This window comes from Bradyrhizobium sp. USDA 3650 (assembly GCF_054057395.1).
Window position 1 is genome coordinate 2,513,572 of record NZ_JBSRZG010000001.1, and the last position, 12,181, is coordinate 2,525,752.

A 12,181-nucleotide genomic window follows, 5' to 3' on the forward strand; every position below is an offset into this window, starting at 1 on the left:
GCTTAATTCGTAACATCGGTTGCGCCCTCATTCGCGCCAGCTAGTTTTACCTCCATCGGACATTGCCTCGTCTGGATCAACTACGGCGCAGTCCCCTGCGATATTTGGGATGAGGGCTCGTCCATTCGTACGCATCCGGCGTGGGCCGCCGGGCAGCCATGTGCTGTAGGCCGCAAGCGCGCTGATCGACCGGTTAGGGATTAGATTTCGTCGGACTGCTCGGTCTTCGGCTTCATGATCGCAGCGAGCGCTTGGCGGCGTTTTTCGATGATGCTGGGGTCGTCTTTGTGGATTGTGATCAGCTCCTTGAGGTTCTCGATCCCGTCATCGGTGAACGCCATCACCCCGTCTTCACCGACGCCGACGACCCATAGCTGGCCATCCACGGTGTCCATTTCTTCGGCGACCTCGAACAGCCAGTCCTCGTCTTCACCGAGCATCTCGGCGACATGGCTGAGAATGAACACGTGGTTGACTTTGTTGACGTGCCCCATTAAGCCGCCTTCGCCGCGAGGCCTTGCTGTTGCGCAATCTTCCAGTTCCAGGGCAGCAGCTCATCGAGCCTTTGGGCGGGGTGGATGGCGATGCGAGCGAGTACATCGGCGAGCCAGACCTGAGGATCGACGTCGTTCATCTTCGCAGAGACGATGAGGCTATACATGGCGGCGGCGCGACGCCCCCCGCGGTCGGACCCGCAGAATAACCACGACTTTCTGCCAATGCGGTTCCGCGCAGCGCTCTTTCGGCGGCGTTATTCGAGAGGCAGACGCGGCCATCGTCGAGGAAGCGTGTGAAGGAGCTCCAACGCTTGAACATGTAGTTCATGGCCTTGGCCAGATCGTGACCGCGGGAGAGCTTGGCGCACTGCTCACACATATAGGTTTCCAAATCGGCAACCAACGGAGCGCTCTGCGCCTGGCGAACAGCCTTTCGGTAGTCGGCGCCTTGGCCATTGATAGTGCGCTCGATTGCGAACAGGGCGTCGATGCGACGCACGACCTCGATCGCAATCGGCGAGAGGACGATCTCCTTCTTGCCAGTAGCCTTACGTCGCGCGTTTTCCTCAATATCCGCCATGGCGACGAACGGGCGCCGGGCATGGACCCAACAGGCCGCTTCCCTGATAGGCCCAGGACTTCGCTGGGGCTCGTAGAGTTTGGTGTATCCGCCGAAGGCGTCGGCCTGCAGGATGCCGCTATAGTTGGTCAGATGCGCCTGCGGATGCTCGCCCCTTCGATCGCGCGAGTAATAGAACATTGCCGCCAGCGGATCTGAGCCGCCGAAGGGGCAGTCGTCCTTCACACAGACCCAGCATCGGGCGACTTCGCACTTGCCCAAGGCCAGCACGGGCACGGTGGTGTCGTCGCCGTGGAGGCATTCGGATGCCATGACGTGGGCTCCCAACAGGCGCAACAGCGGCTCCAATCCCGTGCAGCACGCTCCGACGGCGTCGGCTGCGGTCGACAGACTGATCGGCACCGCCTCCAGCGCGTAACGCTCGGTCTGCCGGTTCAGAGGCTGATGCTGGCCAAACTTCTCATGGAGGAGCATGGCCAGCAGGCTCGGCCCCGCCCATCCTCGCGGGATCACATGGAATGGCGCCGGTGTCTGGCTGATTTTCTCGCAGTCCCGGCAAGAGAACTTCTCGCGCACCGTCTCGATCACCTTCCACTGACGCGGCGACGATTCCAGCGTTCGGGTCACATCTTCGCCGAGCTTGCGCAAGCGACTGCCGCCGCAGCATTCGCACGCCGTCGGCGGATCGATCACCACCCGCTCGCGCGAAAGGTGCCTGGGAACGTGTTGCGCTCGGCGCGCCTGCGCGTAAATCCGGCAACCGTCGTCGTTTTGACGACTGCCTGCTCCGCCGCCAATTCGTCTTCCGTCGCGTTCGCTTCCAGTTCTTCGAAGGTGAGCGCCAGCTGGTCGATCAGCCGCGCCGAGCGCTCCGATTGGAGAAGCACCGCGCTAAATGACGGATTCTACTCGTTGCAGGATATGTGCAAATTCTGCCTGCACTTGCTGCTCATGCGCCTGATCTCTCGGCGCCGATAGAAAGGGCCACTTTGACAAGCATGCGATTGAGAAGCGACACGACGACGAGATTCTCGGAATGTTGCGAACGCAGTTCCGTGAGCCTGCGACGCATTTCAAATAGATCGAGCGTTGCCTCACTGGTGTTTTGCGACGTCTTCAAAAGTTTAAACTCAACGATAATCTTGCAACGGGGACGAAGCGGATGGTGGCAGCTTGCCCTGCTTTGGCAAGCTCGGACGAACGAGACAAAGGAGTGTACGGTCGACCCAGCGTAGCTCGTGAATGCCGGCAGCAACCGAAGCTGCAAATTAAGCTTGATAGCCGGCGCCTCGAGTTAATTCGGAAACTTAAATTCGCCGGCCCGCACATTTTATTGTCAGCCGGCTGCTGGAGGTATAACTGTTACCAAGCTGAGAGCCTGCGGCGGTAAGGCTCTTGTAAGGCAGAGGCGCTAAAATAGCCGGTCGGAAATATTCAGAAATAATACGTACGAGCCATTGTCGGACCCGGACTATACCGATGTCCATTATCCATCGTATCTGGACCAACCTCAAAGACGTTATGCGGTATGGTCCGCGCTTCCTTATGCGCCACGCCCCTCGGCTTACCGGCGCAGAGACGGCCAAAATCTACGTCTCTGGTCAACCGATTCACGTCAGAGTTGGAGACTCTGACATCGATACCGTCCGAGCTGTCTTCGGCTCTCACCAGTACCACATCTCTCATTCGATCCCGATTCTCGAGGACCGTGTCAACCGTCGATACGAAGAGATTCTTGCCTTCGGCAGAACTCCGGTCATCGTGGACGCGGGCGCGAATATTGGAGCAGCATCGCTCTGGTTCAAGAAGCAATTTCCGGCCAGCATCGTTGTCGCTGTGGAGCCAGACCCCGAGAACTTCCGGATTCTGACGAAGAACGCAGAACTGACCGATAAAATCATTCCCGTTCGAGCGGCAATCGGAGCCGAGCCTGGTTTTGTCCACGTCCTCGAAGGCGAACTGGGTTGGGCATCCCGCGTAGAGCGTTCATCGAGCGGCCTGCCTATCACGACGATGGGAAATGCCTTTGATTACGCCGCCAACGGGGTCCCTTTCATAGCGAAGATAGATATCGAAGGCTTCGAAAAGGATCTTTTCTCGAACAACACTGAATGGCTCGCAGACGTGTTCGTCGTACATATTGAGCCCCACGACTGGATGCTGCCGGGCGCCGGCTCAAGCTTCACGTTTCAAAGGGCCCTGGCTGCCTACGCTTTCGAAATTTTTATCGCTGGCGAGATACTGACCTACATAAAGCTTCTTTAGCACCGCACCGGGCGACCTTCATGATTGCCGTTGTTGGGCGCGGCGGTTCGACACGCCCCTTCCCCAGATGACGAGGCCAGCATCACCCCGTTTTGCTAAGGCAAGGTCCGTCGAATGCCGACCGGGCCGCACCTCCCCAGCAGCCGGAGAGCGACCGGCTTCCCCAAAAAAATCCCCGCGTAAGCGGAGCAAGGCCCATCTGGCTTTTGTCCGGGAACAGCCGTGCCGCTCAACTCAGACCGGAGGTTTGACCCGATGAACGGTCCGGTTCGCGGTGTCCGTCAGCTCAAGCGGGCCGTACCCGTCGAATTCGAGCATTTGGCACTTCGCATCAACTCTTGCCTGGTGAAAGCGGCGAGCAAGACGAAGCTCCCCAATCGCCCATCGACCGGCTCCTCGCGTTTGAAGTCGTCAAGCTCTCCGGAGCCGCAACGTTATCGCCTTTCGCGACACTTCTCGAAGTGTTTCGCCAGAAAGCGATAGAGGCGGCCCTCAAGCGGGTCAACGTTGCGCCGACCTCAAAGAGGACGCCGAACTTCACACGGCAAGAGCTCAAGGAGATGAACCGCTGTGGCCGCGCCAACACCGCAACCGCAGCTTCGATGACCGCCCGGATGAAAGGACCAGACGAATCAAGTTACGCAAGCGAAACCACGCATCCGCACTTAGCGCCAAGTTCCCTCAGCTCGACAAGATCCGGTCGCTCCGATCGTCAGTTGAGGTCCTATCTATTCCTACATACCTGCCCTCAACGGACATGGCCTGCGACCCGCCAGCTACGCACGAATAACTTCTCAGTTTCCGAATAATAACAATTAAATCGATCGCAAATTTATCTAGTAAAAATCGTTATCTTACAATAATCTAACGAAAATTATGTTGAACGCAAGAATTAGATGTTCCGACTCCAGCAGCGAATGTTCGTCGTCGAGACGCTGCCCACACGACTTTTGTACTTTGTGTAAGGCGGCCCTGCAAATCGGCTGACAAAAGATTGAACCGCCTCCATTAGCCTTGCCTTCCAAGCGAGAAAGTTCGCGGAGTCTTGATGACGAATGTAGGCTTCAATTTTGCCGCGAAAGAGCAGTCGCAACACGCCTCTGCTCCAATCGAGCGACGCCTTCCGGACCTGCAAGATGAGATCGAGTTTGAGGACGATATTGCTGTGTCGAGGCCGATCAGAACTTTCATCCCCCGATTGGTGCTGATTGCATTTTCGGCAGTAGTCTGTGTGATGTTAGCTCTCGTCTTTGTCGACGACGGGACGGAAATAAAGAGCAAGCCTCAACCCATCGCCGCAAAGTCCGCGGCGGGTGGACGAACTGCGGTCCCAACCGACGATCTAGACGCCACACGTTTGATTGAAGCGCTCACAAACGAATTGGCCGCAACGCGTCGTGAGCTAAGTACTAAAGCTGCTCAGCTGCGCGAGGCCGGCGATGACGCGACAGAATCCAGGAAGACTGCCGAAACAACAGCCTTCGCTTTGCAGGAGGAGCGCAAGCAGACTGCCTCACTCACGAGTATGCTGGTAGCTGCGCGGCGCGATCTCGACGCCAGGGCGATCGTCTCCGGCAAGACCGGAGTTGAGGCCATTGAACTCAGAAAGACTGCCGAGGCCACAACCCTTGCTCTGCAGGAAGAGCGAAAGCGGACCGGTTCGCTCGTCAACGATTTGGCGGCTGCGCGCCGCAACCTGGAGATATCTGTCGTCCAATCTGCCAAGGCTGGAGAGGAAACAGTCGATCTGAGAAAGACCGCCGAGACCGCATCCATGGCCCTGCAGGAAGAACGCAAGCGTACTGCATCGCTCACAGGCGATCTAGCAGCCGCACGCCGTGACCTGGAGGCCAAGTCTATCCAATCCAGCAAGATCGGAGAGGAAACGGCGGACTGGAGAAAGACCGCTGAGGCCACAAGCGCCGCGCTGCAGGACGAGCGCAAGCGAACAGCTTCGCTCATGAACGATCTGGCTGTGGCGCGGCGCGATCTGGATGCCAAGACGGTCGAAATCGGCAAGGCGGGTGCAGAGACGGCGGAAGCCAGAAAGGCCGCCGAGGCTACGACTGAAGCTCTCCAGGAAGAGCGCAAGCGGACCGTTTCGCTCGTGGGCGAGTTGGCGGCGGCACGCCGCGACCTGGATGCCAGGGGCCCGCATTCCGACAAAGCCGGGGAAGACACCGCGGACCTGCGAAAGACCGCTGACGCTGCGAACGTGGCCTTGCAAGATGAACGTAAGCGGTCTGCCTCGCTCAAAGGCGATTTGGAGGCCGCACGCCGCGACCTGGATACCAAGGTCGCTCAGTCCAAGGGAGCAGAAGAGGAACTGAGAAAGTCCGCTGAGACTCCGAACGCGGCCCTCCAGGATGAGCGCAAGCGAACTGCCTCGCTCACAACCGAATTGGCATCCGCACGCCGCGACATCGACGCCAAGGCCATTCAATTCAACAAGGCCAAGGAAGAGGCAGCCGAACTGAAAAAAGCTGCTGACACTACGAGCGTTGCCCTGCAGGAAGAACACAAACGAGCGACGATACTCGCAGACGACCTGACGACTGCACGCCGCGACTTGGACATTCAAGCGGCTCGATCCGGCAAGATCGAATTGGAAACGGCGGACTTGAGAAAAGCCGCTGACGCAACGAGCGCCGCCCTGCAAGAAGAGCGCAAGAAGACGGCTGCGGTCACGGCTGAACTCGCGAGCGTGCGCAATGCCTCGGCCAGGGTCACTCAACTAGAACAACCCAGAGCTCCTGCTGCCGAAGCGAACAAGACGATTGATGTTACCGCGCAGTCCAAAGAGAGCACAACAGCGGCTGCGGACGCAGACGCCACCAGAAAGCCCATAACGCCCCACTTACCGCAGCCAGCGCCTCTCGATCAGAACCCTGAAATCGCTCATTTGGTCGAACGAGCCGACTCTTTCCTCGCCCGAGGCGACATCAATAGCGCGCGCGGGTTCCTCCAGCGCGCCGTTGAATTGGGAAGCGCCAAAGCCAGCTTTGTCCTGGCGCAGACCTATGACCCTCGCGTCCTGTCGCGCTGGAACGTCTACGGAACGCGAGCCGACATTGCGAGGGCGCGTGAACATTATGCACGGGCTCTCTCCGGTGGAATTTCAGAGGCCAAGACTGCTCTTGATTCATTACGTCAGTGACATTTCTTAATGGTATATGTGTGAGGCTACGATGCGTCTTTGGGTAAAGCTACTTCTTGTTCGGATGACGACTGCGCTGACTTTGGTCTTTGCTACCGAATTGGTCCATGCTCAGGCCCCTTCACCGCCCCAAGTAAAGCAAGCGACATCGGCGCAGAAGGCACAAAAGGACAGCATGAACGCGTGGACCCTTGGCTTGGCCGCAGGCCAACTCGAGGGGGCCCCGATACGCTTCGCTACTGAGATCGCACGAGTCGTCGACGACGGTCATAACATGATCGTTCTGCCCATCGTCACGCGAGGCCCGGTGGAAAACCTCAATGACCTCCTCTATCTGCGCGGCGTCGACCTCGCGATTGTCAATCTCGATGCGCTTGAAGAATACAAGGCGCAGGTACCCGACATCCAGAATCGCGTGAACTACGTGCTCAGCCTATTCCCGTCGGAACTGCACATCTTCGTTCGGCCGGAAATCAAGAGTCTGCAGGATCTTGCCGGCAAGAAAGTCAACTTTAACACCAAAGGGACGGCCGCCGCTTACACCGGCCCATTGATTTTCAGCCGTCTTGGCATCGATGTGGAGAAGACATTCATTCCGCATCAGGTCGCTCTGGAGCAGATGCGCCAGGGAGATGTTGCGGGCGTGGTCTTCATAACGTCCAAACCGGTAGACGCCTTTGCACGAGGACGCTGGGAACCCGGCTACAAGTTTCTTCCGGTCGTCTACGACACCAAATTCGAAGACTATTATCTTCCGTCAACACTCGAGCCCAGCGACTATCCAGCCCTGATCAAAGAGGGCGAACGAGTGTCGACGATCGCAGTCCCGACTGTAATGCTTTCATTCAAGTGGCCAAAGAATTCAAACCGCTACGATCGCGTCGCCCGCTTCGTTGACTACCTTTTCTCGCGAATGGAAAAGCTGCAGGGCATTGGCTTCGATCCGAAGTGGAAGTCGATAAATATCGGAGCAAACGTCCCGGGCCTCGCAAGATCACCTGCCGCAAAAGCCTGGCTGGATCGTCAGCCGCGTGCAAAGCAGGTGTCGCAATGAACCACGCCGGGCTTCCCTTGCTGCTGACATCCTTGTGGTTAGGAAGCGGAGGTGCGTCGGGCCAGCCCCCGCAATCGCCGCCCGTAGCGGGAAACTGGATCATCAGCGAAACGACATCGCCAGTCGACTATTCGCCCATCGTCATCGCAAGCACAAGGTCAAAGCACAATGCAGACGCCCCTCGAATGGAGCTCTTCATCTATTGCCGCGGCGGCAACACCTTTCTTGTTGTCGGTGGTCAGAGTGTCTCCCCGCGTGCCGACACCTACGAACTTTCGTATTCCGTAAACGGTAGCAGTCCCACTCATGCCGGAGTGGGATCATCGCTCTTCGGCGGTATTGCCATGCCCGGTGAGATCGTGAGCTTGCTGCAAGCGCTTCCTGGCGAAGGCGAGATACGGATTCGACTCACGACGCGATCGGGCGACACTCGCGAGGGAACTTTTCAGTTGGACGGGCTGAAAGGCGCAAGAAGCAAGTTGGCCAAAGCATGCAACTGGCCGCCCATCAACGCTAAGCTGCACAATTGATTATTCAGAGAGGACATTTCCCATGTTTACTTTTGCAACCGCAATTCAAGCCGTAGCCGCGATTGCTTTACTGGTGACGGCGCCCGCCCTGGCAAAGAGCACCAGCGTCAAGCCGTCAGCGACCTCAAAGCAAAGCACGTCTGCCAAGACGCAGCATCGGCTCATTTTGCAGGTCAACAGCAACGATCCAGCGATGATGAACCTGGCGCTCAACAATGCAGCCAATGTCGTCCAATATTACAAGGAGCTTGGCCAGTCGGTTTCGATCGAATTTGTTACGTTTGGACCGGGCTTGCACATGTTGCGGGACGACACTTCTCCCGTGAAAGCGCGAATCGAAACGCTGGCGTTGAGTACACCTGAGATTTCGTTCAGGGCGTGTGGCAACACCAAGCAGAATATGAGCAAGGCGGAGAACAAGGACATCCCGCTCATCCCCCAGGCGCAACTTGTGAGCTCCGGCGTCACTCGCATCATGGAGCTGCAGGAGCAGGGCTGGTCGTATGTAAAGCCGTAAACCGACAAGAAATCGCAGCGATTCCGACCACCCGGATCGAGGCTGCGACCGGCCAGATCCGCCTCCCAGCCTTGCGCCCATGCATCCGGGGATTGGATCTCCTCGCACCTGCTAGTCTGCGCAGCAAAGGAAATCGGCTCGCCGGACAAGATGAGTACGCGTTGACTTAGGCTCCCCGCCGCTACGCACTTTCTACCCTGGTTGGGACTGCAGGCGAGACGATTTAGACGCCTCGAACGCCGTCATGGGCTCTCCTGGACCGACCGGGCCACGGACCGCCGCTGGCGCTATAAGGCCGCCAGAGCGGTCCTAAGCCAAACCTGCCGTCTTGGATCCCGAAAGTCGAGGATCTGAGCGAGCAAGTCAGCTACGGCCCTTAGAAGGGGACGACGCCCCGCTGGCTTGGACCAAAACCAGCGTTCCCCTCAAGAATTCGCTGATGGAGCTAGACGCACGAAAAATGGACGCAGGGTGCACTACGTCAGAACTACGGCACGTATACGCCGAAGACCGCCTGATTGACGCGTGCGCGCGGGCACGGCGAGCTATATGTGATGGCGTTGGGTGAAGGTCAGGCGGCTTGCTGATCGTCGGATTTGCCGGCTTGGTGCAGGAGCTTCCATTCCCAGGGCAGCAGTTCGTGCAGCCGCGATGCGGGAAGACCGGCGATACGGGCGAGGACGTCGGCAAGCCAGGCTCTTGGATCGACGTTGTCATTCGGCCTGCAATATTGCCCCCCTAAGCCGGGGGATCGGCGTCCAAAATTGACCCCCTACAGGTTGGTCTGTTGCGCTGCCTGCTTCGTCATGAAGCAGGTGGTTGGGGATGCTGATCGTGGAGACGATTGCCCGGATAAGGCGCGAGCACTTCATCAAGGGCAAGACGATCAAGGAGATCGCCCGTGACCTGAAGGTGTCGCGGAACACGGTCCGTAAAGTGCTGAGGTCGGGAGAGACCTCGTTCGAGTACGAGCGTGTCATCCAGCCGCGACCGAAGCTGGGACGGTGGGCTGCAGAACTCGACGGATTGTTGGCAGGGAACGCAGGCAAGTCGGCTCGCGAGCAGCTGACGTTGATCCGGATCTTCGAGGAGCTCCGCGGCCGCGGCTATGACGGCGGTTACGACGCCGTGCGACGTTACGCCAGGCGATGGGGCAAGGAACGCGGACAATCGACGGCTGCGGCCTACGTCCCGCTGAGCTTTGCGCCGGGAGAAGCCTATCAGTTCGACTGGAGCCATGAGGTCGTTTTGCTCAATGGCGTGACGGTGATGGTAAAGGCCGCCCACGTCCGGCTCTGCCACAGCCGGATGCTGTTCGTGCGGTGCTATCCGCGCGAGACGCAGGAGATGGTGTTCGACGCCCACGATCGGGCGTTCGCCCTGTTCAAAGGCACCTGCGTGCGCGGCATCTACGACAACATGAAGACCGCCGTGGAGACGATCTTCGTCGGCAAAGGGCGTCTCTACAATCGCCGCTTCATGCAGATGTGCAGTCACTACCTGGTCGATCCGGTGGCCTGCACGCCAGCGTCGGGCTGGGAGAAAGGCCAGATCGAGAACCAGGTTGGGCTTGTCCGGGAACGCTTCTTCACGCCACGGCTGCGGTTCAAGAACCTCGACGAGTTGAACGCCTGGCTGCTGGACAAGTGCATCGCCTACACCAAAGCGCACCGGCATCCGGAACTGACCGAGCAAACGGTCTGGCAGGTGTTCGAAGCCGAGCGACCAATGCTCGTTCCCTATGCCGGCCGGTTCGACGGATTCCACGCGGTGCTGGCATCGGTCTCGAAGACCTGCCTGGTGCGCTTCGATAACAACAAATACTCGGTCACGGCCAGTGCCGTTGGGCGGCCTGTCGAGGTTCACGCCTACGCCGATCGCATTGTGATCCGCCAGGACGGACGCATCGTTGCCGAGCATGCTCGCTCGTTCGGCCGCGGTGATACCGTCTACGATCCCTGGCATTACGTGCCGGTGCTGGCTCGCAAACCCGGTGCCTTGCGCAACGGCGCTCCCTTCAAGGACTGGGTGCTGCCGGCTGCGATCGAACGTGTGCGGCGCAAGCTCGCCGGTGCCGACGACGGCAACCGGCAGATGGTCGACATCCTCAACGCGGTTCTGACCGACGGCTTGCCGGCCGTCGAAGCAGCCTGCGCCGAGGCGACCGCTCACGGCGTTCATTCCGCCGATGTCGTGCTCAACATCCTGGCCCGCCAGCGTGATCCTGCCCCGCCGGCCAACATCCTCACCCCGGCTGCGCTGACATTGCGCCATGCCCCGATCGCCGACTGTGCCCGCTACGACAACCTCAGGAGAACCATCTGATGGAGCGTACTCAACTGTTCGACCTCATGGGTGAGCTCAAGCTCTACGGCATGAAGGCCGCCTTCGACGAGATCATGGCGACCGCCATCAAGCGCCAGCACGAACCCCAACGCATTGTCGGCGACCTGCTCAATGCCGAGATCAACGAGAAGCAGGCCCGCTCGATCAAGTACCAGCTCACCATCGCCAAGCTGCCGCTTGCCAAGGACCTTGAGGACTTCCAGTTCGAAGGCACCCCCATCAACCAGAGCCTGGTCAATGATCTCGCCGGCGGCGGCTTTATCGCCCAGCAACGTAACGCCGTTCTGGTCGGCGGTACCGGCACCGGCAAAACACATATGGCCATCGCCATCGCCAGAAGCTGCATCCGATCTGGTGCCCGCGGTCGCTTCTACAACGTGGTCGACCTCGTCAACCGCCTGGAGATCGAGACCCGCAACGGACGGCAGGGCCGCATCGCCGAGCATCTGACCCGGCTCGACTTCATCGTCCTCGACGAACTTGGCTACCTGCCGTTCGCCCAGTCCGGCGGCCAGCTGCTGTTCCATCTCGTCAGCCGGCTCTACGAGCGCACCTCGATTGTCGTCACCACCAACCTTGCCTTCGGTGAATGGCCCAGCGTGTTCGGCGACGCCAAAATGACTACCGCGCTGCTCGACCGCCTGACCCACCATTGCGACATCGTCGAGAGTGGCAACGACAGTTGGCGCTTCAAAAGCCGCGACGACGATCACACAACCCGCGCTCGCCTCGTCTCCGCAACCCCGGCCAGCTCCGACGAGGCGAGCGCTACCGTCAAGACTCGTCGCTCAAAGGGGTCAAAATTGGACGCCGATACGGGGTCAAATTTGAACGCCGATTGACACCAGCGTCTCCTCGACGATTCGGGCCTTGTCGTCCTTGGAGAACCAACGACGGCGTCCCGTCTCCATGATCACTTCTAGCCGGCGCGCCGTCCCGTCCGACTTAAGCGTATGGTCAAGCATAGACACAAGCCTCTCCCTTCAAAGAGATCGTGAAACTCGCCTATCCCATGTGCCGCGAGAAAGGTGGGAGCGGAGCGACGCTTACGGCAAATGATGCCAATTTAACTGCGCAAGGTGCCGTTGGCGGCGATGGAACGGCGATAATCGACGGCAAAGAGCTGCTGCCTTCGAAGCCGCATCGAGCGCAAACGTCGTATTTGGCGTAGCCAGCAGGGGCGCTCTCTCGCTCGGAGATGCCTTCCATTTCAGCGGGACGATTTCGGGATTCAA

General features: G+C 59.1%; 7 protein-coding genes and 3 pseudogenes. 7 read left to right on the top strand and 3 right to left on the bottom strand.

All coding sequences use genetic code 11. The features are described 5' to 3' along the window. Positions 1-200: 200 nt before the first annotated feature. Together ACVIN2_RS11820 and tnpC are read right to left on the bottom strand one after the other, a co-directional pair. Complete coding sequence (locus tag ACVIN2_RS11820) at positions 201-494, bottom strand: hypothetical protein (protein ID WP_456765729.1); 294 nt, start codon at positions 492-494, stop codon at positions 201-203. Further along, a pseudogene (gene tnpC / locus ACVIN2_RS11825) lies at positions 494-1,955 on the bottom strand (IS66 family transposase); the annotation flags it as partial. The gene ACVIN2_RS11820 and the pseudogene tnpC, both read right to left, overlap by 1 nt. 601 nt (positions 1,956-2,556) lie before the next feature. On the opposite strand from tnpC, the gene ACVIN2_RS11830 reads away from it, so the two are divergent. From ACVIN2_RS11830 to ACVIN2_RS11850, 5 genes are all read left to right on the top strand, one after another. Then, positions 2,557-3,342 (top strand): FkbM family methyltransferase, encoded by a 786-nt coding sequence (locus tag ACVIN2_RS11830; protein ID WP_456765730.1) that lies wholly within the window; start codon positions 2,557-2,559, stop codon positions 3,340-3,342. A gap of 1,048 nt (positions 3,343-4,390) precedes the next feature. After that, the gene (locus tag ACVIN2_RS11835) at positions 4,391-6,499 is read left to right on the top strand and encodes a hypothetical protein (RefSeq protein ID WP_456765731.1); all 2,109 of its coding nucleotides are present in this window, start codon (positions 4,391-4,393) and stop codon (positions 6,497-6,499) included. A gap of 31 nt (positions 6,500-6,530) precedes the next feature. Beyond that, positions 6,531-7,553 carry a TAXI family TRAP transporter solute-binding subunit gene (locus tag ACVIN2_RS11840; RefSeq protein ID WP_456765732.1) on the top strand — a complete coding sequence of 341 codons (1,023 nt, stop codon included), beginning with the start codon at positions 6,531-6,533 and terminating at the stop codon, positions 7,551-7,553. After that, positions 7,550-8,083: a hypothetical protein gene (locus ACVIN2_RS11845; RefSeq protein ID WP_456765733.1), complete on the top strand. Its 534-nt coding sequence runs from the start codon at positions 7,550-7,552 to the stop codon at positions 8,081-8,083. The genes ACVIN2_RS11840 and ACVIN2_RS11845 overlap by 4 nt, the downstream gene beginning before the upstream one ends. Before the next feature lie 22 nt (positions 8,084-8,105). Continuing rightward, positions 8,106-8,600, top strand: coding sequence for a DsrE family protein (locus ACVIN2_RS11850; protein WP_456765734.1), 495 nt, complete (start codon positions 8,106-8,108; stop codon positions 8,598-8,600). Between the two features lie 571 nt (positions 8,601-9,171). On the opposite strand, the pseudogene ACVIN2_RS11855 reads toward ACVIN2_RS11850, so the two are convergent. Further along, a pseudogene (locus ACVIN2_RS11855) lies at positions 9,172-9,327 on the bottom strand (transposase domain-containing protein); the annotation flags it as partial. 98 nt (positions 9,328-9,425) lie between these two features. Between ACVIN2_RS11855 and istA the strand changes: the two are divergent. Both istA and istB read left to right on the top strand, forming a co-directional pair. After that, positions 9,426-10,959, top strand: a pseudogene (gene istA, locus ACVIN2_RS11860) (IS21 family transposase). Beyond that, entirely contained in the window at positions 10,925-11,788 is an 864-nt protein-coding gene (gene istB, locus ACVIN2_RS11865) for an IS21-like element helper ATPase IstB (protein ID WP_456765735.1), read from the top strand. Before istA ends, istB begins: the two are co-directional and overlap by 35 nt. Positions 11,789-12,181 lie beyond the last annotated feature (393 nt).

Bases quoted from the DNA above. Each gene is read 5' to 3' on its own strand.
- ACVIN2_RS11820 (WP_456765729.1), bottom strand. From the start codon at position 494: ATGGGGCACGTCAACAAAGTCAACCACGTGTTCATTCTCAGCCATGTC.
- ACVIN2_RS11830 (WP_456765730.1), top strand. From the start codon at position 2,557: ATGTCCATTATCCATCGTATCTGGACCAACCTCAAAGACGTTATGCGG.
- ACVIN2_RS11835 (WP_456765731.1), top strand. From the start codon at position 4,391: ATGACGAATGTAGGCTTCAATTTTGCCGCGAAAGAGCAGTCGCAACAC.
- ACVIN2_RS11840 (WP_456765732.1), top strand. From the start codon at position 6,531: ATGCGTCTTTGGGTAAAGCTACTTCTTGTTCGGATGACGACTGCGCTG.
- ACVIN2_RS11845 (WP_456765733.1), top strand. From the start codon at position 7,550: ATGAACCACGCCGGGCTTCCCTTGCTGCTGACATCCTTGTGGTTAGGA.
- ACVIN2_RS11850 (WP_456765734.1), top strand. From the start codon at position 8,106: ATGTTTACTTTTGCAACCGCAATTCAAGCCGTAGCCGCGATTGCTTTA.
- istB (WP_456765735.1), top strand. From the start codon at position 10,925: ATGGAGCGTACTCAACTGTTCGACCTCATGGGTGAGCTCAAGCTCTAC.